The 22,676-nt window shown below is 68.7% G+C and carries 20 protein-coding genes; 10 read left to right on the forward strand and 10 right to left on the reverse strand.

What is annotated here, in order from left to right; all coding sequences use genetic code 11:
- Positions 1 to 90: 90 nt before the first annotated feature.
- Positions 91 to 924 carry a peptidoglycan-binding protein gene (locus DMH01_RS15725; protein ID WP_125677419.1) on the reverse strand — a complete coding sequence of 278 codons (834 nt, stop codon included), beginning with the start codon at positions 922 to 924 and terminating at the stop codon, positions 91 to 93.
- Positions 925 to 1,095: 171 nt separating this feature from the next.
- Here DMH01_RS15725 and DMH01_RS15730 point away from each other — a divergent pair, with 171 nt between their 5' ends.
- Entirely contained in the window at positions 1,096 to 1,551 is a 456-nt protein-coding gene (locus DMH01_RS15730) for a hypothetical protein (protein ID WP_125677421.1), read from the forward strand.
- Between the two features lie 189 nt (positions 1,552 to 1,740).
- Positions 1,741 to 4,074, forward strand: coding sequence for a chitobiase/beta-hexosaminidase C-terminal domain-containing protein (locus DMH01_RS15735; protein WP_125677422.1), 2,334 nt, complete (start codon positions 1,741 to 1,743; stop codon positions 4,072 to 4,074).
- 500 nt (positions 4,075 to 4,574) lie between these two features.
- On the opposite strand, the gene DMH01_RS15740 is transcribed toward DMH01_RS15735, so the two are convergent.
- On the reverse strand, positions 4,575 to 5,255 hold the full coding sequence (locus tag DMH01_RS15740) for a hypothetical protein (RefSeq protein ID WP_125677424.1): 681 nt from the start codon (positions 5,253 to 5,255) through the stop codon (positions 4,575 to 4,577).
- A 186-nt stretch (positions 5,256 to 5,441) separates the two neighbouring features.
- Between DMH01_RS15740 and DMH01_RS15745 the strand changes: the two genes are divergently transcribed.
- The gene (locus DMH01_RS15745; RefSeq protein ID WP_125677426.1) at positions 5,442 to 5,897 is read left to right on the forward strand and encodes a DUF4383 domain-containing protein; all 456 of its coding nucleotides are present in this window, start codon (positions 5,442 to 5,444) and stop codon (positions 5,895 to 5,897) included.
- Between the two features lie 34 nt (positions 5,898 to 5,931).
- The gene (locus DMH01_RS15750; RefSeq protein WP_125677428.1) at positions 5,932 to 6,813 is read left to right on the forward strand and encodes a manganese catalase family protein; all 882 of its coding nucleotides are present in this window, start codon (positions 5,932 to 5,934) and stop codon (positions 6,811 to 6,813) included.
- Between the two features lie 61 nt (positions 6,814 to 6,874).
- Here DMH01_RS15750 and DMH01_RS15755 read toward each other — a convergent pair whose 3' ends face one another.
- The 6 genes from DMH01_RS15755 to DMH01_RS15780 all read right to left on the reverse strand — a co-directional run bounded on the left by DMH01_RS15755 (position 6,875) and on the right by DMH01_RS15780 (position 14,438).
- The gene (locus DMH01_RS15755) at positions 6,875 to 7,861 is read right to left on the reverse strand and encodes a YihY/virulence factor BrkB family protein (protein WP_125677430.1); all 987 of its coding nucleotides are present in this window, start codon (positions 7,859 to 7,861) and stop codon (positions 6,875 to 6,877) included.
- Positions 7,862 to 7,920: 59 nt separating this feature from the next.
- Entirely contained in the window at positions 7,921 to 8,133 is a 213-nt protein-coding gene (locus DMH01_RS15760; protein WP_125677432.1) for a ferrous iron transport protein A, read from the reverse strand.
- Entirely contained in the window at positions 8,130 to 8,369 is a 240-nt protein-coding gene (locus DMH01_RS15765) for a glutaredoxin domain-containing protein (RefSeq protein WP_125677434.1), read from the reverse strand. Before DMH01_RS15765 ends, DMH01_RS15760 begins: the two co-directional genes overlap by 4 nt.
- 3 nt (positions 8,370 to 8,372) lie before the next feature.
- Positions 8,373 to 11,261: a helix-turn-helix transcriptional regulator gene (locus tag DMH01_RS15770; protein WP_125677436.1), complete on the reverse strand. Its 2,889-nt coding sequence runs from the start codon at positions 11,259 to 11,261 to the stop codon at positions 8,373 to 8,375.
- An 89-nt stretch (positions 11,262 to 11,350) separates the two neighbouring features.
- Complete coding sequence (locus DMH01_RS15775) at positions 11,351 to 11,545, reverse strand: hypothetical protein (protein WP_034318598.1); 195 nt, start codon at positions 11,543 to 11,545, stop codon at positions 11,351 to 11,353.
- Positions 11,546 to 11,558: 13 nt separating this feature from the next.
- Positions 11,559 to 14,438: a type 2 lanthipeptide synthetase LanM family protein gene (locus DMH01_RS15780; protein WP_233621540.1), complete on the reverse strand. Its 2,880-nt coding sequence runs from the start codon at positions 14,436 to 14,438 to the stop codon at positions 11,559 to 11,561.
- Positions 14,439 to 15,328: 890 nt separating this feature from the next.
- Here DMH01_RS15780 and DMH01_RS15785 point away from each other — a divergent pair.
- Both DMH01_RS15785 and DMH01_RS15790 read left to right on the forward strand, forming a co-directional pair.
- The gene (locus DMH01_RS15785; RefSeq protein WP_125677440.1) at positions 15,329 to 15,811 is read left to right on the forward strand and encodes a hypothetical protein; all 483 of its coding nucleotides are present in this window, start codon (positions 15,329 to 15,331) and stop codon (positions 15,809 to 15,811) included.
- A 17-nt stretch (positions 15,812 to 15,828) separates the two neighbouring features.
- Positions 15,829 to 16,323, forward strand: coding sequence for a hypothetical protein (locus DMH01_RS15790; protein WP_125677442.1), 495 nt, complete (start codon positions 15,829 to 15,831; stop codon positions 16,321 to 16,323).
- 64 nt (positions 16,324 to 16,387) lie between these two features.
- Here the strand turns inward: DMH01_RS15790 and DMH01_RS15795 are convergent, their stop codons facing one another.
- Positions 16,388 to 16,618 (reverse strand): hypothetical protein, encoded by a 231-nt coding sequence (locus DMH01_RS15795; RefSeq protein WP_125677443.1) that lies wholly within the window; start codon positions 16,616 to 16,618, stop codon positions 16,388 to 16,390.
- 219 nt (positions 16,619 to 16,837) lie between these two features.
- Here DMH01_RS15795 and DMH01_RS15800 point away from each other — a divergent pair, with 219 nt between their 5' ends.
- Positions 16,838 to 18,946: an acyltransferase family protein gene (locus DMH01_RS15800; protein WP_125677445.1), complete on the forward strand. Its 2,109-nt coding sequence runs from the start codon at positions 16,838 to 16,840 to the stop codon at positions 18,944 to 18,946.
- A gap of 101 nt (positions 18,947 to 19,047) precedes the next feature.
- Positions 19,048 to 19,989 (forward strand): prolyl aminopeptidase, encoded by a 942-nt coding sequence (gene pip / locus DMH01_RS15805; RefSeq protein ID WP_125677447.1) that lies wholly within the window; start codon positions 19,048 to 19,050, stop codon positions 19,987 to 19,989.
- Between the two features lie 281 nt (positions 19,990 to 20,270).
- On the opposite strand, the gene DMH01_RS15810 is transcribed toward pip, so the two are convergent.
- Positions 20,271 to 20,603 (reverse strand): hypothetical protein, encoded by a 333-nt coding sequence (locus DMH01_RS15810; protein WP_125677449.1) that lies wholly within the window; start codon positions 20,601 to 20,603, stop codon positions 20,271 to 20,273.
- A gap of 793 nt (positions 20,604 to 21,396) precedes the next feature.
- On the opposite strand from DMH01_RS15810, the gene DMH01_RS15815 reads away from it, so the two are divergent.
- Both DMH01_RS15815 and DMH01_RS15820 read left to right on the forward strand, forming a co-directional pair.
- Positions 21,397 to 22,221 (forward strand): alpha/beta fold hydrolase, encoded by an 825-nt coding sequence (locus tag DMH01_RS15815; RefSeq protein WP_125677451.1) that lies wholly within the window; start codon positions 21,397 to 21,399, stop codon positions 22,219 to 22,221.
- On the forward strand, positions 22,218 to 22,670 hold the full coding sequence (locus DMH01_RS15820) for a GbsR/MarR family transcriptional regulator (RefSeq protein ID WP_125677453.1): 453 nt from the start codon (positions 22,218 to 22,220) through the stop codon (positions 22,668 to 22,670). Before DMH01_RS15815 ends, DMH01_RS15820 begins: the two co-directional genes overlap by 4 nt.
- Positions 22,671 to 22,676: the final 6 nt, after the last annotated feature.

Below are 22,676 nucleotides of genomic sequence, written 5' to 3' on the forward strand. Positions count from 1 at the left end.
GCGCCGAAGCCTACCCGGGGCTTCCTGGACAGCCCGAAGGCCACCTTCGCGACGATCGACATCGGCGAAGGTGGCCTTCGGCCAGCAGGGTCAGGACCGCTGGTACTCCTCCCAAGTGAGCTTCGGCGTGACGGCGGGGCCGTCGTCGGAACCACGGCCGGCGAGGCCGTTGTAGCCGAGGTAGTAGTCACCGGCCTGGTGCTGCGCGCCCGACGACAGGTCCGGATCGGACAGTGCGATGGCGTGGATGTGGTAGGCGAAACCCTGGGCCGGGGTCCGGACCCAAGCCGCGAAGCCCACCTGACGCAGCTTCCGCGCGACGTCGGTCCGCGTGGTCGAGGACATGCCCTCGACACCGATGTCGAGCGCTCCGCCACCGTCGTGAGTGCCGGCCGAAGCGCCGACGCCGCCAGGGTTGTACGAGCCCTGCGTGATGGTGAGCTGCCTGCCGAGCAGACCCTCGGCCTTCACCAGCATCGCCTTGGTGCGCGTGTTCATCGTCTTGCCGTGGTAGGTAAGGCGGCTACCCGCCGAGACCACCGCGGTGACGGTGTACCGGCCCTCGCCCAGCTTCTCGAGCGACGTCTTGCCCGGCAGGCCGGAGGCGTCGATCCCGGTGTAGCCCAGCGACTTCTGGTAGCTGGAGTACGCCGTGATGGTCGTCGTCCCGAAGTGGCCGTCGACGTACTGCTGGGCGAGCAGACCCTTGGCGGCGAGCGCCTGCTCCACCAGCAGCACGCTGTCCTTGGCCCCAGGGGTCAGTGCGCTGTCGGCACGGCGCGGGTCGATCTGCGCGGCCTTGAGCACCGCTTCCATGCTGGCCGCGGGCAACAGGTCCGCGGTCACTTCGGCGCCGGCCGGTGCGGCGGCCACGCCGAGGGAGAGCGCGGTCGCTGTCGCGAGCACGGCTACCTTGGTCAACAATTCCTGCCTCCTGAGCGGATTCGGTTCGTCCGGACAGCATGGGCAGGGTGAATACAAGGGCCGTACAAACGAACCTTTCCCGGCTCCTTGTCGCCCGGTCGGGTGTCACTCCGGCGAAATCGGAAGCGAGCTGATAAGACTTCCGGTGGACGCCGAAAGGTCGAGACCGACATGGTGCTACGTACTCAGCCACCCTCAAGGGCTCATCTCAGACTGCTCGCGGCGGCGGACTCGGCCCCGCCGGCGCGGCGCCGGGACCGGTACGGCGAAATTCCCGACCGGCGGCTCGCCGCGATCCTCGCCGCGGAGGACGTGGCCGAGGAGCACGGGCTGAGCGCCCACGTCCGGACGACGTGTTACGTCCACCGCGGCTGGGTGCATCAGTGCATTTCCGATCCGATGCACGTCCTGATCGTCACCGGGCATCGCTGGTGCCGCCGCTGCGATCGCACGGTCGAAGTCCGGGTCGACGAGACCTTCCCCGGCTCGGTCGAGCTCTTCTGTGACGGCTGCGGTGTCCCGCCGGACACCGTCGCGAATCGCGAGGTCCTCCTGTCCTGCCGGACCAGTCTGAGTGCCATGCACGGCGGGGAAGCATCGACGCTCTACGTCGTCCCGGACCGCTGACCGGCACCCGACAGCACCGCCCGAGGACGCCGAACGGCCGTATCGCCCTGCGCTGTCCGGCGTATTCAGTGGTTTGGACCACCAATGTTACCGAAGCGTGATCTGGACATATCGCACGGACGGCTACTTTGTTGTGGCGCGCAACGAATTGCTTCGCCCGTGGATTTCCAACGCCGGAGGTGTCACGACGTGAACCGGATCCTTGTGCTGTCCCCACGGCGGAAAGGGGTCCGTGGCGTGCTCGCCGCCGGCCTTTCCGCACTCCTGATCGCGAGCGGGCTGGGCGGTGCCACCGCCGCGGCCGCCGACTACAGCCAGACCGCCGCCTCCTTGAACGCGAGCCAGGCGCAGTTCTCCTTCACACCGTCGACGCCCGCGCGGTACGTCGACATCCACTACACCGGTGTCCCGGGAGTGGGGCAGCAGAACGTCCGCATGACCGACAACGGCGGCACGTGGCGGCACACCGTCGGTTCACTGACCGCCGGCACGGTGCTCGACTACTGGTTCACCTACGAGAAGAGCGGGCCGCAGTACGACACTCCGCACTTCACGTACACCCACGGCGGCAGCGGCACGACCGTCGCCTCACCGACGTTCGATCCGCCGGGTGGCAGTTACCCGAGCGCCCGCTCGGTGACGTTGTCGAGCGCGACCGCGGGTGCGACGATCCGGTACACAGTGGACGGATCCACGCCGACGGCGTCGTCCACTGTGTACACCGGGCCGATCACGGTCTCGGCCTCCTCGACGATCTCGGCGATCGCGCTCAAGTCCGGCTCGGCGAATTCGCCGGTGGCGTCGGCGAGCTACACGATCGGATCGACACAGGCGACCTGTCCGGCCCAGGCCGAGGTCCCCGACTTCGGCCCCAACGTACGGATCTTCGACCCGGGGATGTCGGCGTCGACGATCCAGGCCAAGCTCGACGGGGACTTCAACGCGCAGAAGGACACCCTGACCGCGCAGTTCACCGAGCGCCGGTACGCGCACCTGTTCAAGCCCGGCGTGTACAACGGCATCCACGACAACGTCGGTTACTACACCTCCGTCGCGGGGCTCGGGCAGAACCCGGGCGACGTCGTAATCAACGGCGACGTGACCGTCGACGCGTTCAACGAGTCGGACAAGGGTGTGGCACTGCAGAACTTCTGGCGCTCGGCCGAGAACCTGGCCGTGGTCCCGAGCAGCGGCTCGACCCGCTGGGCCGTCGCGCAGGCCGCGCCGTTCCGCCGGATGGACATCCGCGGCGGGCTCCAGCTCTACCCGGCAAGCTACGGGTTCGCCAGCGGTGGCTACACCGCCGATAGCAAGGTTTCCGGGCAGACCGCGTCGATCTCGCAGCAGCAGTGGTACACCCGGGACAGCAGTTACGGAAGCTGGGACGGCGGGGTCTGGAACATGGTCTTCTCCGGGACGAGCGGCGCTCCCGCGAACACCTTCCCGAACCCGCCGGAGACGACGCTCGGCACCACGCCGGTGTCCCGCGACGTCCCGTACCTGTACCTCGACGGCTCCGGTAAGTACCGCGTGTTCCTGCCTTCGTTGCGCACCAACGCTTCCGGTCCGAGCTGGGCCAACGGCGGCACCCCGGGCAGCTCACTGCCGATGAGCCAGTTCTACGTGGTGAAGGCGGGGGACACGGCGGCGTCGATCAACACCGCGCTCTCCCAGGGCTGCAACCTGTTCTTCACGCCGGGCGTCTACCACCTGAACCAGACGCTCAACGTGACGAAGGCGAACACCGTCGTCCTCGGCGTCGGCTATCCGACCCTGGTGCCGGACAACGGTGTCGACGCCATGAAGGTCGCCGACGTGGACGGCGTCCGGATCAAGGGCCTGCTGTTCGACGCCGGGACGACCAACTCGCAGTCGCTGCTCACGGTCGGGCAGGCGGGCTCGACGGTGAACCACTCCGCGAATCCGACCACCCTGCAGGACGTGTTCTTCCGGATCGGCGGCCAGATCGCGGGGAAGGCGACGAACAGCCTGATCGTCAACAGCCGTGACACGATCATCGACCACATCTGGGCGTGGCGGGCCGACCACGGCAACGCGGGCACCTACGGCTGGACGATCAACACCGGCGACACCGGCGTGGTCGTCAACGGCGACAACGTGCTGGCGACCGGCCTGTTCGTCGAGCACTACCAGAAGTACCAGGTGATCTGGAACGGCCAGAACGGCAGGACGATCTTCTTCCAGAACGAGATCCCGTACGACGTCCCGGATCAGGCGGGCTGGAAGAGTCCCAACGGGCTCAACGGGTACGCCGCGTACAAGGTGGGGGACAACGTGACCTCCCACGAGGCGTGGGGCCTGGGCAGCTACTGCTTCTTCAACGACAACCCCGCAGTGAACCTTTATCACGCGTTCGAGGTGCCGAACCGCTCCGGCGTCCGGTTCCACAACATGGTGACGGTTTCGTTGAACTACAAGGGGACCATCACGCACGTGATCAACGACGCCGGGGCGGTGACGCCGCCGGACACGCGGCCGAGCAACCTGGTGAGCTACCCGTAGCGCTCGCCTGAAGTACGTGAAGGACCCCTTCATTGCGTCCAGCGCGGTGAAGGGGTCCTTCACGTACTTGGGAAGCGGCCGCAGTCGACCGTCCACTAAGGACGCTCCTCGATGACTGAATGACCGATCGATATCGATATGTACGGTTCTGCGCGGGGTCGTGAGTGGCTATGAGCGTTGTTGAGGGTTGAGGCGCCTTCGCATCCCTCGAAGCCCGTACCCCGATGCTCGCGTCGCGAAAGCCACTTTCGGGACGTCAGACGTCGCGAAAGTGGCTTTCGCGACACACCCGAGAGCGTCGGGACCTCCCACCACGATCGACCCCCGCCCGGCCGACCGTCCACGCCACCGACGTTGCGAAAGCCACTTTCGCAACACGCCATCTTTGACTTTCCCCTCGATAGAACCTCTTGCCACTCGCGACCCGCCGGAGTCGGCCACGACACGACTCCTTCGAACGACTCCCGTATAACGCCCTATACCGTGCGGCAAAGGAGGGCTCAGCGGCCCTCCCGGCTACCTTCATAAGCCCGCTCGCGTAGCCCGCTGAGCCAGCCCGGACGCAGCTCCCAGCCAGGCGGCGGATTCAGCATCGGATCGAACGCGGGCCGAGGAGAGTCGTCGTCGACCTCGTGGAGGGTGAGCGTCGCGCAAGGCCTCCGATGTCCGTTCGCGCGGACGGTCTCGACGAGGTAAGTCACCGGTCCTTCCGCCACCAGCCGCCGCAAACCGTCCAGCGACGCTTCGGCGTGCCGTGACGTCTCCGCGCGAGCGGACAGCCAGACCAGTTCGCCCTTCGTGCGATAGGGCAACAAGGTGCTGTAGCGACCGGCGGTCCAGGCGCGTGACGGCCGCGGCAACACGCGACCGGCGAGACCGGTGCCCGAAGTGGTCAACGTGAGATCCCACGGATGGCCGCCGACGGCGGGGATCCGCACGGCCAGCCCCAGCGCGTCGGGCACGCGCCCCGGGAGACCGGCGCCCTTGGACATCCGCACGGTGACGGCCACCGGTTCCTCCGGCAGTGCGAGGTCATCACGCCTCAAAGCCCGAAGTTCCCCTTTGAGCAGTAGGCCGTTCGGGTGGAACGCTCGCGCACCGCGAAGTGCCGCCAGTGCGTGGAACCCGGCACGGAAAAGCCTGCCGACCGGCCCTGCCTGCGGTGCTTTCTCCTCGGCCACGGTTTCCACCCTCCTTGTGACGTGTGTGCTTCGCAGGGGCTACCCCGGGTGGGCCGGATTACACGGGAATTCCCACGGATTCGAAAACGCCGATTCCCCCGGTGTGACCGGCTTTCGCCCGGGTACTCGCGTGACGTTCGCCCATCGGGCGTCCGACAGTCCTTCCACCTGGATCGGAGGAAAACAATGACTGCATCGCCGGCCACGGTTCGGCGGGCTCCGCGCCAGCTCATCGCCCTCGGCGTGGGCGCGGTCTTCCTGCTCGTCGGCATTCTCGGCTTCATCCCCGGCATCACGACGAACTACGAGCAGCTCAGCGGCGCCGGGCACGAGTCCGGCGCGTTGCTGCTGGGCGTGTTCCAGGTGTCGATCCTGCACAACATCGTCCACCTCGCGTTCGGCGTCGCGGGCATCCTGCTGGCCCGGACGGTGACCGGCGCGAAAGCGTTCCTCGTCGGTGGCGGGGTGATCTACCTCGTGCTCTGGCTGTACGGGTTGCTGATCGACCACGGGTCGGCGGCGAATTTCGTGCCGGTCAACACCGCCGACAACTGGCTGCACCTCGGGCTCGCCGTCGGGATGATCGCCCTCGGGCTCATTCCGCTCTCCGGTTCGAAGGCGCCGATCGCCGACTCCCGCTAGTCCGTTTGTTCCCTGAATTCTCTGGAGGTTGTCTGTGTTCCGTCATACCAAATCGCTCCAATTCGAGGCCAAGCCGGAAAAGCCGGACGCGTTGTACGCCCGTAAGCTGCAGGAGCTCATCGGCGGCGCCTACGGTGAAATGACCGTCACCATGCAGTACCTGTTCCAGGGCTGGAATTGCCGGATCGAGGGCAAGTACAAGGATTTGATCATGGACACGGCGACCGAGGAGATCGGGCACGTGGAAATGCTCGCGACGATGGTCGCCCGGCTCCTCGAAGGGGCGCCCGCCACCACGGTGGCCGAAGCCGCGAAGGATCCGGCCACCGCGGCGATCCTCGGCGGGATGGATCCCCAGCAGGCGATCATCTCCGGTGGCGGCGCCACGCCGAGCGACAGCCAGGGCTACCCCTGGAACGGCCGCTACGTCGTGGCGTCGGGCAACCTGCTGGCCGACTTCCGGGCGAACGTCGCGGCCGAGGCGCAGGGCCGGCTGCAGACGGCTCGGTTGTACAACATGACCGACGACCCCGGCGTGAAGGCGATGCTGCAGTTCAACCTCGCGCGGGACACGGTGCACCAGAAGCAGTGGCTCGCCGCGATCGAGGAACTCAAGGCCGACGGCCTGGAAAGCGACATCGCGCCGACGGCGTTGTTCGACGAGGAGAACCAGGAGCACAACAACACCGTCTGGCACCTGTCCGACGGTCCGGACGGTTCGAAGGGCGGCTGGAGCTTCGGCGAAGACGGGCTCGAGTACCTGATGGAACCCGAGGCGCTCGGCGGACCGGGCACCGCGCCTAAGCCCGACCCGGCGCTTTACGGCACCTACGCGCCGCTGCAGGACGCGGTCGGGACGGTCAAGGGCAAGGTCAAGGACGCCAAGAAGAAGGCCACCAAGTCGAGCAAGAGCTAGAAGAATCGAGAGGAGCCCTTCCCCGGTACCGCTGGGGAAGGGCTCCTCTCATGTGCGGGACTCAGTCGGCGTTCTTCGCTTCGGCCTCGGCGACCGCGGCTGCTTCGTCGTCGTCCATCGCCTTGGTGTCCCGAGGCGGGAGGAAGGGTTCGTCGTCGGCGGGGGAGCCGGAGGCGCGCTCCTTGCCTCGCGCGAGTTCGGCGTCCAGCTCGGCGCCGAGGAGGACGGCGATGTTCGAGATCCACAGCCAGATCAGGAACACGATGACGCCGGCGAGCGAACCGTAGACCTTGTTGTACGACCCGAAGTTGCTGACGTAGAAGGCGAATCCGGCGGTGGCCGCGGCCCAGAGCAGCACGGCCACGAGGCCGCCCGGGGTCAGCCAGCGGAATTTCGGCTGCCGCACGTTGGGGCTCACCCAGTAGAGCAGCGCGACCGCCAGCCCCGCCAGCAACGCGATCACCGGCCATTTCGCGATGTCCCAGACCAGGACACCGGTCGATCCGAGGCCGATCAGGTCACCGAGGTAGCGGGCGATCCCGCCGGTCGCCACCACCCCGGCGGCACACAGGGCGAGCACGACCAGCACGGCGACGGTGAGCCCGATCCGCAACGGCACGGTCTTCCAGATCGGGCGGCCTTCGGGCATCGAGTAGAGGACGTTGGACGCCCTCATGAACGCGCCGATGTAACCGGACGCGGACCACAACGCGCCCACGAAGCCGATGATCGCCGCCGTTCCGGCCAGCCCGCCGGATTCGGACAGCTCTTCGATCGCGCCGACCAGGATGTCCCGGCCCTGACCGGGCGCTATCCGGCCGACGTTCTCGACCAGCGCCCGGGTCGCCGACGGACCGAGGAGCCCGAGGATCGCGGTCAGTACGAGCAAACCGGGGAAGACCGAGAGCACGCCGTAGTAGGTGAGCGCGGCCGCCCAGTCCAGCATGTTGTCGCGGTTGAACTGGACGACCGTCCGTTTGAGCACCGCCCACCACGATCGTCGGGACAATTCGGTGGGACCGTCCGGGTCTTTCGCTGTGGCAGCCAAGGGAACCTCCTGCTGGGGATTCCTTGGCTTACCCGGTGGTGGCGGGGCGAAACGGGTGGTCAGACCGGGCGGGAACGGGGTGGCGGTGGCGGCGGGACCGTCTTCGCCAGCACGATGTCCGCCAGCCGGATCGTCGCGAGACCGCGTTTGGTCTCGACCGCGCACTCCGTGTCGTCACGGGAACGGAGGTAGCCGAGCGCGTCGGTGAACCCGCCCTCGATCCGGTACCGGACGACGACCCTGGTGCCGAGCGGGACGTCCGGAAGGGTCACCGGTTCAGGTGCGCGGTGAGCTCGTCGTCACTCGGCTCGACCAGGTGGGTGCCGTCCGGCCAGACGATGGTCGGGATGCGCCGCTCACCGTTCTGCAACGCCCGCACGGTCTCCTCGGCGCCGGAATCCGCTTCGACGTCGATGTAGTCGTACTCGATGCCCTTCGAGTCCAGGAGGGCGCGGCTGCGTTTGACGTCGGGGCACCAGCCGGCGCCGTACACGGTGAGGTCGCTCATGGATCACAGCATGCCAGGTCGCGGTCCGGCGGCGCGTTCGGCGAGGGCCGCACGGTCGGCGAGGCCGGTCTTGGCGAGCAGGCTCGCGACATGCTTCTCGACCGTCCGCGGCGAGATGTGCAGCCGGGCGCCGATGTCCTTGTTGCCCATCCGCTCGGCGAGCAGCACCAGGACCTCGTACTCGCGCACGGTGACGCCGGAAGCCCGCAGGTCGCCGGGGACCCGGTCGACTCCGGTGCGGCGCTGCCGGACGGGTGCGCCGAGTTTGCGCAGGAGGCTCCGGCAGGCGGCCGCGACCGCCGGGATGTCCCTGCGATGGAAGTACTCTTCGGCCTCGTTGAGCCAGCCCGCCGGATCACCCCAGCCGTCGGCGGCGGCCGGTTCGGCGATCAGCCGGAGCCCGAGATGACGGGCCAGGGGATAGGGCGCCGACGTCTCCAGCGCGGAGGCCACCGCCTGTCCGGCCGCCGCCGCGTCGCCTCGTCTGCCGTGCTCGACCGCGTGCGCGAATTCGACGAACTGCCGGTTCCACCGCATCCCGCTCACGGCGGAGCCGTCCTCCGGGCAGGGTGCGCCACCGAGCGTGTCGACGAGCGTCCGGAGCCCGTGCTGGCCGGCGAGGTGGAACCGGCTCGGCCGCCGGTCCTCCAGCTCGACGACCTGGCCGAGTTCGCGGCGGGCCCGGTCGAAGTCCTCTTCGAGCAGTGAACAGAAGACCCGCGCCAGCCCGATGCTGAGCACCATCTCCTGCGCGTTCTCGCCGCCGCTGTCCCGGAAGTCGTCGAGTGCCTGCTCCATCGCCGGGCGGTCCGCCCGGTGCCCGGCGGACATCGCCCGCGTCATATGGGCGTACTGCAGCAACGCGGTCAGCCGGAGCCTGCCCAGCACGGCGAGGTTCTCCGCCAGCAACGCGTGCGCGGTGCCGAATTCGCAACGCAGGATCGCGTGCATGGTGCGCACCGAATCGACCGCGCAGTGCAGGGTGATCGACCCGGTGCGCTGAGCGTCCGCGCGGGCGAGCAGCAGGGTCTGCTCGTCGCCGTTCATCAGCACGCGATGCCCGCCCAGCCGGACCAGCGCCTGGGTGCGCAGGTGGTGGAGATGGTTGTCCTCGGCGGTCCGGCGCGCGAGCTGCATGTAGTGCTCGGATTCGGTGAGGTCCCGCGACAACGCGAGCATGCCGAGCACCTGCAGCGCCTGGCAGACGACGAACGGCTGCTCGGTCGCCTCGGCCACCTTCCAGGCCTGGCGCGCGAGCCGTTCCGCCGTGCCCGCCCGGCCGGGAACGTCCAGCCAGAGGTTCGCTTCGACGGCGTCGAGCGCGGCTTGCTGAGCAGGCGAGATCGCCGAACCGAGGGGAGCGCGGGCGCGTTCGATCTGGCCGAGGCATTCGTCGTGCCGTCCGGCGATGTAGGCGGCCCAGGCCAGCTGGGTATGCAGTTTGGCGGCCCGTTCGAGGGTGCCGATCTCCCCGAACGCGGCGGAAAGCTCGACGGCGCGGTCGAACTGACCGGTCTGCCCGAGCGCGTGCACCAGCGTCTCCAGCACCTCGGCCCGATCACCCGCGTCGGCCCCGGCGAGCAGGTCGACGGCCTTGGTGAGCATCGTGACCGCGGAGTCGGCGGCGCCCGCGTCGAGGGCGCGACGGCCGGTTTCGGCGAACAGGCGGCCTGCCGCCTGTTCGTCCAATGCGGTCAGCCGGAGCGACGCGACGAGCGCGCACAGGTCGCCCGGCAGGCCCGGGTACAGCTTTTCGACGGCGTCGGCGGCCTGGCGGGCGAGCGCCGCCTTCCGTGCCGGTGACTGGCGCGCCAGCAGCGCTTCCGCGGTCAGCGGATGACGGAAGGCGTACCAGCCGGGTGTCGTCTCGTCGGTGGTCACCAGGTTCGCCGAGACCGCGGCGCTCAGGTGGTTGTGCAACGTCCGGTCGTTGGTGCCGGTGACCGTCTGGACCACCGTCAGCGGGAAACGGCGGCCGATGATCGCCGCGACCGACAGCAGCTCACCCGCCTGCTCGCCGAGTTGCTCCATCCGGACGCCGATACTGGTGACCAGTGCGGCGGGAACGCGGGCGCGGAGTTCGCCGATGACGCGCCAGCCGTCGCGGCCCTCGACCAGCAGTCCGTCGTTCACCATGCCGTGGAGCAGTTCCTCGACGATGAACGGAAGGCCGGCGCTGTTGCGCCACAACAGCTCCGCCGCGGCCGCCGGAAGCCGCCCCGGCTCGGTCTCGAGGCAGGCGGCGGCGAGGGCGCGGGTGTCCGCGAGGCCGAGCCTGCCCAACTCGACGACGGCACAGCTCATCCGTTGCGCGCCGGAGGTCGCCAGGCGCAGGGCGTCGGAGGGCTCGTTGCGGAGCGTGCCGACGAACAGGGCTTGTGCCGCCGGAAGGTTGTCGACGAGGTATTCGAGAATGAACAGCGTCTCCGCGTCGGCGTCCTGGAGATCGTCGAGGACCAGGAGCGCGCCGCGGTCGCGGCTGGTGACGGCCAGCAGCCGGAACACCGCTTCGGCGAGCACCATCAGGGAACCCGACTCCCGCGGCCGGTCGCCCCGGCCCCAGTCGGGGACGAGCTGGGCGAGCACGGGGATGAACGGGTCCAGTTCGGCGGCCGACGGCGGGCCGCCGCCGCGGAAATGCGACCACAGTGCCTGGGCCAGCGGCCGGAACGGGACGAGCGGGCCGATCGAACTGGCCCGGCCCTGCAACACGGGGATGTCGGCGGCGACCGCTCGAGAGGCGGCTTCGATGGCGAGCCGCGATTTGCCGATGCCGCCTTCGCCCACAAGAAAGATCGCGCCGCCGCGGCCCGCGATTGCGCGATCGAGAGCTCCGGAGAGCTCGGCCAGTTCGGCGTCGCGGCCGATCACTCGCGACGAACGGATCCCCACCGCGGTGACTATAGCGAGCGGATTTCCCCGTCACGGCCAATAAATGATCACGAAGGCGGGCGGCGCGTGCCCGCCTTCGTGAGTCTTTCTCAGATCCAGCCGCCGGTGAAGACGCTGACGACGGACGGCGAACCGGGGTCCGTGGACAGGGTGGCGAGCGGGTTGGCGCTCAGCCGCGGCTTGCCGCCCGCCAGCGCGTGGTTGCGCGAGCCGACCTCGAGGGCGCGCGGCAGGTTCACGGCGCCGAGGACGTCTTCGGTGGCGGGCAGATCTCTTTCGTACATGCGGGTTTTCTCCTCATACTCGATTTACCGGCGGAACAACGGTGGCCGCGGGATGCGGCCGGTCGGGGCGGAGCAGGAGCGCGGAGGGGACGCGGTCACCGAATCCCAGCCGCAGCAGGCCGTAGCCGATTCCCGCCAGACCGCTCAGCAGCCCGGGCGAGGGGACCGCGCCGGGAGTCCCGCAGCGGGCACCGCGCTGGTCGATGGCGGCGAGCAGATGACCGGTCCGGCGGCGTACCGCGGCGGCGGCGTCAGTGTGCCCGTTCTCCGCCAGCACGCACAACACGTCCAGCACTCCGGACTCGCCGTGGCAGAGGCTGAGATCCTTCATCGGTGCCCCGTCGGCCAGCTGTTTGATCGTCCGGTCGAGGTCCCTGGAATGCCCGGGATCGGGCAGGTGGGCGGCAAGGCCGAGCGCGTCGCCCGCGCGACCGTCGCACCAGCCGCCGGTGCTTTCCGCTCGATCGTCCGCCTTTCGGGGCGGTTCTTCGCCGGAACGGTCGTGCGCCCGCAGTACCCAGTCGATCCCGGCCGAACCGCGGGCGAACGACCGCTCTCGCGGACGTTCGCGGTCGAGCAGTTGTCCGGCGTACCGGTCGGCCCGGGCCAGTGCCGAGTCCAGTCCTGTTTGGACGTACACCGACCGCATCGAGGCGACACCGCCCGCCAGCCCCGTCGTGAACCCGGATGGCGTTTCGGGAGTGGCGTCCGGCATCAGGTCGACGGCCTGCTCGATGAGATCGCCGGCGGGAAGGCCGACCAGGGTGCTGAGCCGGGCGATCGTGTACGCGACGCCGCCGAGCCCGAGAAGGCCGCCGCAGCCGGCGGTGGCGGCCAGCTCGCGGTCGGCGCGGAGCGTGGCGAAGAGGCCGGGTAGCGGGGTGATCGCGTACGCGGCCAGATCGCGGTATCGCGCGATCCCGGTCAGTTCGGCGAGCTGGGCGAGGAACAACGCGACACCGCAGTAGCCCTCACCGAGCCCGGCGCCCATCGGGAGCACGGTCCAGTAGCGGTCGTCGACGAGTTCGATCCCGAGCCAGTTGGAGCGGTGTTCGTCGGAAAAGGCGTTGGCGACGATCTGGTCGGCGATGCCGCACGCGGTGACCAGCAGCCGTTCCGGGTCCGGTGCCTGATTCGGCGCCGCCGTCTCCGCGGTGTCGGCGCCGCCGTGCTGGCCCGCGGTCGCCGTGCTGATGGCGAGGGTGGCCGAGATCAGCCATTCCTGGTCGCGTTGGTCGAGCGGGTCCATGTCGGCGAGCTTCGCCAGCACTGTCACCAGCGAGGGCCGGTCGACCACCCCTTCGACGCTCTCGCCGCGTGAATCCAGCAGCGACGTCGAACCGGGGTTCGAGGTGAACATCGGCACGTCGCCCGCCCAGAGGTCGTCCCGCTCGTGTGGCACCAGGCGGAGCAGCTTCTCCTCGTCGGCGGAATCCTCTTCGAGCAGGTCGAACGCGCGGTCGCGGTCGGCGGCGTCGCGAAGCAGGTCGGGATGGGTGGTCTCGTCCAGCAGCCGGAAGTAGAAGTTCGTCGGTCGGATCAGCACCCGGATGGGATCCTCGGCGCAGCGCCGGAGGTGCTCGGCGAGTTCGTCCCGTCCGGTCGAGACCGCGTCGTAGCCGAGCCGGAATCCGGCCAGCAGGGCGGCACTGTGCTCGGCGGGGGTGATGTCGCGGCCGCCGAGACGCGGCAGGTTGTTCCCGCCCGCGAGTTCGCCGGGCACCCGCACCAGCCGCATACGGTCGGTGCCCGGGTCGGCCCAGTCCACGCGATCGGTGGGCAGCTTGCCACCGCGGCCGGCGAGGCCGGAGATGTCGACGGCGCCGTCTTCGCCGGCGAAAAGCTGGGGGAGCAACAGCGTGCGCTGCACCGATCGGGCCAGCATCGCCGCCGCGGGGTCGCCCTCCGGCGGATCGGGCGGCGACGGCTGGAACAGCGTCTCGATGTCGATCAGCACCGGCTGATCACCGCAGGCGATGATGTTCTCGTAGTGGACGTCGGTGGCGTCGAGCGCGTACAGCAGCGCCAGGAGGATGCCTTGCCGCCGGTAGAAGCGGTCGACGTCGCCGATATCGGCGCACGGCCGGTGCTCGACGAACCGGAGCCAGCCGTAGCCCGCCCGCGGCAACGCGTCCGCGGTCCGCAGTTCGAGCCCGGGCAGCCGTTTGTTCAGCTGCTCGACGACGTCGGTGAACCGCTCGTGCAGGATCAGCGGCCGGGGTTTGTAGATCACCTTGGCGCCGCTGGAGAACCGGAGCAGTTTGACCGAACGCCCGCGTGCGTGCGAGTCACCGATCCCGCCCGCGACCTCGACGAGTGTGCCGAGTTCGCCGTCGACGACCGAGCAGGGCAGCAAGGCGGCGTCGGCCGAGAACCGGGCCAGCGTCTCGGCGTTGGCTTCGGCGGCGTTGAGGCAAGCCTGCGCGAGGAGCCGGGCCAGGACGGGGTACTCGCCGAACAACCGGACGAGCCCGGCCGGAGTGGCTTGCCGTCGCACGAAATCGGAGAAACGCTCTTCGGGGGTTTCGCCCCGGAGGTTTCCGGCCTTGCGGTCGCGGTGGAGTTCGAGGACCAGTGTCCGGACCGCGAGTTTGAGCAGATGCTGGTCGAGTTGAGCCGCGAAACCCCGGCGGAGGGTCTCGACATCGGCGCCGGGGAGATCGTCCGGGACCGCGTCACGCAAGGTGGCGTGGACGAGCGACCTGAAGACCCCGGCGAACTCGACACGCCAGTCATCGGCTGGGGGACGCTCCGGCAGAAGCGCGGTGATGGCGTGTTCGGCGAAGTCCGCCCATGCGGGCTTGTCCGCTGTCCGTTCGCGCGGGGTCTGGCCGTGTACCCACCACCTCGGCGGCAGGGACGTCGCCGATGGTGGGGGCGTCACGCCGGTCATGGTTTCAGTTCGGCCGGGCACGCACATGGGGGCCGCACCCCCACATTCAGCGCACGCACGAAGATGTCCGGAGAGTGACGGCCGTGCATTCTCACCGGAATATGGGGTCCCGGCCCCCATGCGCGGGGACCGGTCCCGGTCGCACCATGGTCGGGCGGCGGCGGTCGCAAGGGGGGAATCGCCGCGGTGTCGGGCGCGGGCCGGTTACTGGGGGTCCGGCCCGCGCCTGCCGGGGGCGGGCAAAGACTTTTCTGCGGTGAAAAACCGGAACCCGGTAAAGGGACACGGGCGTGTCCCCTTACCGGGTCGCAAACACGAGGGGCCGACCCGCGCCAACAGATTGGCCCCCGTCAAACCCTGTGCTTAGAGCGTCAGACCAGCCATCCGAGCACGTGGGCCAGGTGCGCGAGCAGACCCGAGATCAGGTCGTGGCCGTGGTGCACGTGCTGGGTGAACATCTGCATTGAGGGGCTCCTTGAATCGGATTTCGTGTTCGGTTGTGCTCTCGCGAGGAGCGATCGAAGATTTTCACCACGTTGGCACGCTGTCAAAAAACGATTTCCCGGGCCTTCGGGGAGTCGTGAATCTTCCTACGATAAACACGTAAGTCTTTCGTGTTTTGCGCCAGGGGTGGGCTTCTGGGGCGTTGACACTGTGCGTAGCGCGCCCGAGGTGAGTCGATGTGGAACCTCGGCCTCCGCTACGGCAAGTGGGCGGGCGCGTGACACGAACCGGTGATCCACATGCCACGAATGGTGAGTCGGCGAGAATCACCGATACGGGTGAAGGAACGCGATCGCCGGGGCCCGATCGCACATCGGAAGACGCTTCGCTCCGGTCGTATACGGGACGGTGAGTTCCCAAGCAGTCACAGGAAAAGGGGTCTTCCTTTGCTTCGACGAACAATCGCGACCGTCTCCGTCGCGCTGGCGACCGCGTTCGGGCTGACCGTTGCGGCGGATTCCGCGGCGGCCGGCACCGTCACTCAGACCTTGCGCTGTTTGCCGGGACCTTCCTATCGGACCGTGTACGTGACCGTCACCGCGCCGGACATCGTGAAAAAGGATGTGGCCGCGGCGGTTTTCGTCAAGATGGAACACGACGAGCCTTGGGCGGGGCCGGGTCCGGGTAGCCCTTACACCGCCGGGCGACTCGCTTTGGGTGGCGCGGACAGCGACACCGTCACCGTCTCCCTGTCCTCGCCGACCGTCCTCGAGCCGGGCGATCCGTGGATCTTGGAGGGGACGGTCAAGGTCACCTTCATCCGCACGGGAACGGGCACCCTCACGTTCACCGGACACGGCATTCCGCCGTGGTTCAACTGCGGGCAGGCCGATCCGCCAGTGGCCGAGACCGTGACCGTGAATCCTTGAGCGGAAAGGACTTCCCCATGTTCCGTCGAAAGATCGCGGCCGTCGCCATCGCGGTGGCCACCGGGTTCGGCCTGACCGTGACGGCGGGTACCGCCGCCGCCGGCACCGTGACCCAGACCTGCCCCGCCTACAGCGGTCCGGGAACGGTGAACGTGACGATCACCGCGCCTGCCACCGTGACGCGCGGGGTGCCCGCGCCGGTCTTCGTCAAGGTCGACGGCGTCGAGCCATGGGCGAATTCGGAGTTGTCGGCGGGGTCGGCCCGCTTGGTCGGCTTCCTGAGACAGGGAGGGGCGGGCACGGGCGAGGTCAAGGTCGACGTGCTGAACAACCCGGCCCCGATCCGGACCGGTGGCCACTTCAGCGTCGAGGGCACCCAGCAGGTCACGTTCTCGACTCCCGGTGCCGTCACCCTCGGCCTCCATCGCTTCGGCAAGCCGCTCACCTACTGGTGGTGCGCCTTGCCCGCGGACCAGCAGCCGCCGGTGGCCGCGACCGTGATGGTGAACTGACCGCGCTTCGACTTCGCATCCGGCTCCGGTGGCGCGAATCGCGCCACCGGAGCCGTCGTACGCGCTACCGCTTGATGTAGAGGTCCCACGACCAGGTCGACGCGGAGCAGAAGTAGGCCGACCAGCGGCCACTCTGCTGGCCGGAGTGGCCGTTGAGCCGGCAGTCGCCCTCCGTCGACCAGCTGGACTCGTAGTAGTACCTCGGATCGACGCCCGCGCTCGCCGGTTGCGCGAACGCGATCGTCGACGCCAGCGCGCCCAGGACGGCGGCGGTCGCCGCGATCTTCTTCTTCACTTGTGAAGCCCCAGTTCTCTTCTCGGAACACGTGCGTGCACAAATAATCATGAACCGGAGCCGCTTGTCAGCCGAACGGGTGAATCGGCCTCCCTGCCTGGGCCGACCGCCGCACTCGGGAGGGTGAAGACAGGTGGTCGACTGGGTGTTCTACGCTCTTGGCCGACTGGCCGCCTTTGTCCCGCGCGGCCGAAGCGATGGGGCAAGGGGGGTGTTGCGATGGCGCTCGCGCAGGTCGAACAGAAGGTTCCGCCGGGAGCGGCGTCGGCCGGGTCACGGGTCCAGCGTCGGGACATCCAGGGGTTGCGCGCGCTGGCGGTCGGTTTGGTGATCGTCTACCACCTCCGGCCGGAATGGCTGCCTGGCGGCTTCGTCGGCGTCGACGTCTTCTTCGTCATTTCCGGCTACCTGATCATCGGCACCCTCGCCGGCGAACTGCGCCGCACCGGCACCATCCGCCTGCGCGAGTTCTACGCTCGCCGCATCCGGCGCCTGTTGCCCGCCGCGTCGGTCGTCCTGCTGAGCACGGTGGTCGTGACCTGGCTGGTCCTGCCGATCTCACGCTGGCCCGCCATCATGAGCGACGTCCTCACCTCCGCGCTGAACGTCCAGAACTGGGCGCTGGCCGCCCAGTCCGCGGACTACGCCCACGCCACCGCCGCCGCGTCACCGGTCCAGCACTTCTGGTCACTCAGCGTCGAAGAGCAGTTCTATCTCGTCATCCCTCTGGTGCTGCTCGTCTGCGCTCGGCTGGCTCATCGCGCCGGGCCGAAGGCCGCCCGGCACGCCGTCATCGCGGTCGCCCTCGTCACCGCCGCGTCGTTCGTGTTCTCCGTGGTTTACAGCGAGCTCGACCACGGTCGCGCCTACTTCGTGACGCCCACGCGGATGTGGGAACTCGGACTCGGCGGCCTCGCCGCGATGACCGTGCATCGGATCCGGCTCAAGGGCAGGGCCCGGCTGATCGTCGGCTGGGGCGGGATGGTCGCGGTCCTGCTCGGTTCGTTCGTGCTGACCACCGCGATGGCGTTCCCCGGCTACCTCGCCCTCTTGCCGACGCTGGGCACCGTCGGTTTGCTGCTGGCCGGGGCCGTCGCCGCGGACCAGCGAGTGGCACGCCCGGAAGTGTCGGCCGTGCTGGGGCTCCAGCCGCTGCGCTACCTCGGCGACATCTCCTACAGCCTGTACCTCTGGCACTGGCCGGTGATCGTGGTGGTCCTGCAACTCGCGGCCAGCACGGAATTGACACGGCGGCAGGCGGTGGGTGTCTTCGTGCTCAGTCTGGCGCTGGCCATGGTGTCCAAGCACCTGGTCGAAGACGCCTTCCGCGGCGGGAGGACCACACCCTTCCGCCGCCGCACACCCCGGCTCCGCAGCGCCTACCTGCTCGGGGCGGCCTTGGTCGCGGTTACGGCGGTCGCCGCGACGGTGCCGTGGCAGTACGCCTCGGCGGAGCTCGAGCGCCTCGCGTCGGCCGCCAGACTCGATGAGGGGCACCCGGGCGCCCTCGCGCTCGACAAGGACAACCCGAGAGCGACGCCGGACGGTGTCCCGCTGACTCCTGACCCGGCGGTGGCGGCACAGGACTGGCCGCTGAGGGACCTGTCCGTCAACTGCTCCTCGTACGAAATCGAGAACTGGCCGCCCACCGGCGACAAATGCACGTACGGCACGGCGACCGCACCGAAGACGATCGTGCTGGTCGGCGACTCGCACGCGGCGATGTTCAGTACCGTTTTCGCGCGGTTCGTGCGCGAGCATCCTGAGTGGCGGGTGAAGATGATGCTGCGCAACGGCTGCCCCTTCACCGCCGTCGCACCGGCCGGTCTCACCGTCTGCACCGACCAGAACGAACTCGAACTCGCCGGGATCCTCGCCATGAAGCCGGAACTCGTGGTGACCTCCGCGATGTCTCCCGAGTCCTATGACAAGGACCTGAAATGGCGCTGGGAGTCGCGTGCGCAGACCGTGGACGGCTACGAGACCATGTTGCGGCGCATCTCGGACGCCGGTATCCGAACCGGCGTGATCCGCGATGTGCCCCGGCCGGCCGAGAACACCCCGCGTTGCCTGGAAAGCAACCCCGGCCGGCACGCGGAATGCGACACGCCCCGGGGTGACGCCTTCGGCCAGGACAAGGACCCGTTGGTGGAGGCGGCCGAACGCGTGCCACGCACGACGGTCGTCGACCTGACTCCGTGGCTCTGCGTCGGTGACGTGTGCCCGGCTGTCGTCGGCAACGTCGTGGTGTACCGGGACAATCACCTCACGGACTCGTACGTGCGGACGCTCTACGGGCCCCTGACCGCAGGACTCGGCCTGGTCTGACAGTCGCGTGTGCGCTCGGAGTGGGTCTTCACGCGATGCGGCCGGACGAGCCCCCGTGGTCTCTCGTCCGTGAGTTGCGCCAGGTGTCCGAGGATAGGTTCATGTATCCGGAGATCGAGCCCTACGCGTCAGGCCACCTGGACACCGGTGACGGCAACCTCGTGTACTGGGAGGAATGCGGGAACCCCGACGGCAAACCCGTAGTGTTTCTGCACGGCGGGCCCGGCGGCGGCTGCTCACCGTCGCATCGCAGGCTGTTCGACCCGTCCGCCTATCGGATCGTCCTGTTCGACCAGCGCGGGTGCGGTCGGTCCCTGCCGCACGCTTCGGCGTCGGGCGATCTTTCGTCGAATACGACCTGGCATCTCGTCGACGACCTGGAACGCCTGCGGGGGTCGCTGGGCATCTCGCGGTGGCAGGTGTTCGGCGGGTCTTGGGGGTCGACGCTGGCGTTGGCGTACGCCGAGAAGCACCCGGAACGGGTGTCGGAGTTGGTGCTGCGCGGGATCTTCACGCTGCGTTCGTCCGAGGTGGATTGGTACTACCGGGGTGGTGCGGCGAACGTCTTCCCGGACCTGTGGGAGAAGTTCACGGCGCCGATCGCCGGGCTCGACGGCGATCCCGTCGAGCTGTACGCGAAGCTGCTCGCCGACCCCGACCCCGCGGTGCACGGGCCTGCCGCTGTCGCGTGGAGTACCTGGGAAGGCGCGACGGGGACGCTGCTTCCCCGGCCCGAGCAGGTGGCGGATTTCGCCGTGCCGGAGTTCGCGCTGGCATTCGCACGGATCGAGAACCATTACTTCGTGAACAACGGGTGGCTCGAGGAGGGGCAGCTGATCCGGGACGCCACGGCACTGAAGGGTATTCCCGGCGTGATCGTCCAGGGGCGGTACGACCTCGCCACGCCCGCGGTTTCCGCGTGGGACCTGCACAAGGCGTGGCCGGAGTCGGAACTGGTGATCGTGCCGGACGCCGGGCACGTGTACGACGAGCCCGGCATCCTGGCCGCGTTGCTGGCGGCGACGGATCGGTTCCGTGACTGACCGGCTGCCCTTCGTCGGCCGCTGCGGTGAGGTCGGTGACGACCTGGGCTCGGCCGTGGTCGCCGCGCGCCCACAAGCCGTGCTTCATCGCCAACGCAGTCATCGTTGACGTCCGTACTAGGCCGGCTACGGCCCGGAGCGATTTGGTAGCCGCTCGAAGATTTCTCGACGTCGCCAGCCAGAAACCTGGCCAGGCCCCGGGACCAGCTCTGCGACTTCCGAGCGCCGACCGCGGGATGGTCACGGCGTGGCGTTCGACAAGGGACCGTGCGGGCGGCGGATCACTCGTTCGGAATCCGCGGTTTCCCGGAGACGCAGCTGTCCACGAAGTAGTCCCCGTGCAGTGAGATCCAATCCGCCGTGGCACTGTATGGCTCGTCCCACGGCGCTCCGCCGGAGAACCGCTTGAGGTTGTCCAAGCACGTCTCAGGCGTAGGAACTGTGAGCTCGGTGAGCAGCGTGACGTGCGCCTGGGCTCCTAGCTCGCCTGCCCTGCGCAGCTCCACCACCTTCTGTTCGTCGCTCATCATCGTCATCATCGAGCACGACGAGATCAGTAGCACCACCGCACCAGCCGCCGCCGCGGCCACCGTGCGCCCCCATTTCGTTGTCACGCCTACAAGTCAAGCAGCACGGTGTCGTCCGAGAAACAGGAAGTCATCCCAAACACCCTCAACGCCTTCGTGCCCGTCGTCATGGAGGTCAGATGCCTGCCCTGACAGGTACGAAGCAGAGAACTGCCCGCACCGTAGGGGGTTCGTCCAGCTGTGGTTCTGTTCCGCTGTGTCGTCAGCCGGTTGGCGATGACGCGAATCCAGCCGATCCGGCCGTTCGACGTCTCCGGCACCAGTACGCCGACCAGCTCCTCGCCAGCTCGGGCCCACAGTCCCAGTGCGCCGTTCGCCTCCGCAGCCGACAGCCTCACCCCTCACTGGCGATGCTCAACGATCCCACCAGGTAGCGCGCCACCTGTGAGACGCCGGAGATGGGCCGCCGGGCAGCGCCGACCCTGCCGCCACCGTCCACCCACACGGTCACGTCCACGGCCAGTATCTTCTCCAACCTCGGCAGGTCCCCTGCTTCGAGGCTGCCAGGAAGCTCTCCACCAGGTGGCGGCGATGGGGCTTGGTCCTATCGGCGATCGGAGCGACTACGCGCCTCGGTCAGGTGCCGGCGAGCGCAGTGTACAGCTACCGGGAGCTCGCCTCGGAGGAGTCGGGTCAACCCACTGCCTCCGATCCCTGACGGTCAGAGAGTCAGCTAGAGCGCGCAGCGCACTGACAACGAGGCTCGGTGGTTTCCCTTCGGTCAGTCGTCTTAGAAGCCCGGGGTCCGTCCACGAGCCTCAATGCCGCCGCCAGGGCTGAGGTAGTTCTACGAGAGCATAATGTGGGCTATATTTAGAATATGGTGAATTTGGATCGGGTGCTGACACGCGACGGCGGGGTGCTGCGGTACGGCGACCTGGCGGGGGACAGGTGTCCCGTCGTCTTCACGCACGGCGCCGGGATGGATCACCGGATGTTCGACGCGCAGGCACTGGTGCTGAACGAGGCTGGTCACCGGGTGGTCAGCTGGGATCAGCGGGGCCACGGCGAGTCGAGCCTCGCGCCGGGTGTCAGGTTCACCGCGGCGAGCGCGCTCGAGGATCTGAGCGCCCTCCTCGACCACCTCGGTCTCGACCGCCCGGTCCTCGTCGGGCATTCGCTCGGCGGGAACCTCGCGCAGGCACTCGTCCGTCGCTTTCCCGCGCGCGTGTCCGGTCTCGTCGTCGTGGACTCGACGTGGAACACCGGTCCGCTCACCGCGGTGGAGCGGCTCTCGCTGAAACTCGCCGCGCCGGCGCTCGCCCTCATCCCCGCCTCGCGGCTCCCGGGTCTTATGGCCAGGGCCTCGGCCGTGACTCCGGAAGGGATCGCCGAGTCCGAGGCGACGTTCGCGAACATGCCCAAACACCTCTTCCTCGACGTCTGGCGGGCGACCGTATCGTTCATCGCCCCGGAACCGGGCTACCGCACTCCCGTGCCACTGGGTCTCATCCGCGGCGACCGCGACCGCACCGGCAATATCGCGGTCGCGATGCCTCGCTGGGCGCGGGCCGAAGGCGTGACCGAGTACATCGTTCCCGATGCCGGACACGTGGTCACCCTCGACGCGGCGGACGCGGTGAGCACGGCGATCCGGGACATCATCGACGGCTGGGACGCGGCGATCGAGGAGCGCTCGGCATGACCGCGGCCGACGACCGGGCCGCGTTCGCCACGGCGATGGGCGACTTCCTCGCGTCATGGAACCTGCCCCGGGCGACGGGCCGGGTCTACGGGCGGCTCCTGCTCAATGCGGGTCCCGCGTCGCTGGACGAACTCGGCGAGGCGCTCGGCCTCAGCAAGGGAGCGGTCAGTGTGGCCGTCCGCGAGCTGGTCTCCTGGGGGCTCGCCAGGACCATCCCGCAGCCGGGCAGTCGCCGGCTGCTCGTCGAGGTGGTGGGCGGGTTCGAGCAGCTCCTCGCGGCCAGTCACGAACGGACGCGGGCCTTCGTCCGGGTGCTCCGGACCGGAACGACGAGTGCGGAGGACGAACGCGCCCAGTCCCGGCTCACGGAGGTCGCGGACTTCTTCGAGTCCTATGTGGACGCGGGCGAGCAGATGCTGCGAAACAGGCGTTTCCAACGCGGCACGTAATGGCGC

Origin of the sequence: Amycolatopsis sp. WAC 04182, assembly GCF_003947465.1 — a bacterium.
In the GTDB taxonomy this organism is placed as follows: Bacteria; Actinomycetota; Actinomycetes; order Mycobacteriales; family Pseudonocardiaceae; genus Amycolatopsis.

Excerpts from the sequence above, each read along its gene's own strand:
- DMH01_RS15730 (WP_125677421.1), top strand. The coding sequence starts at position 1,096 with ATGGTGCTACGTACTCAGCCACCCTCAAGGGCTCATCTCAGACTGCTC.
- DMH01_RS15745 (WP_125677426.1), top strand. The coding sequence starts at position 5,442 with ATGACTGCATCGCCGGCCACGGTTCGGCGGGCTCCGCGCCAGCTCATC.
- DMH01_RS15765 (WP_125677434.1), bottom strand. The coding sequence starts at position 8,369 with ATGAGCGACCTCACCGTGTACGGCGCCGGCTGGTGCCCCGACGTCAAA.
- DMH01_RS15775 (WP_034318598.1), bottom strand. The coding sequence starts at position 11,545 with ATGTACGAAAGAGATCTGCCCGCCACCGAAGACGTCCTCGGCGCCGTG.
- DMH01_RS15780 (WP_233621540.1), bottom strand. The coding sequence starts at position 14,438 with ATGACCGGCGTGACGCCCCCACCATCGGCGACGTCCCTGCCGCCGAGG.
- DMH01_RS15790 (WP_125677442.1), top strand. The coding sequence starts at position 15,829 with ATGTTCCGTCGAAAGATCGCGGCCGTCGCCATCGCGGTGGCCACCGGG.
- DMH01_RS15800 (WP_125677445.1), top strand. The coding sequence starts at position 16,838 with ATGGCGCTCGCGCAGGTCGAACAGAAGGTTCCGCCGGGAGCGGCGTCG.
- pip (WP_125677447.1), top strand. The coding sequence starts at position 19,048 with ATGTATCCGGAGATCGAGCCCTACGCGTCAGGCCACCTGGACACCGGT.
- DMH01_RS15815 (WP_125677451.1), top strand. The coding sequence starts at position 21,397 with ATGGTGAATTTGGATCGGGTGCTGACACGCGACGGCGGGGTGCTGCGG.
- DMH01_RS15820 (WP_125677453.1), top strand. The coding sequence starts at position 22,218 with ATGACCGCGGCCGACGACCGGGCCGCGTTCGCCACGGCGATGGGCGAC.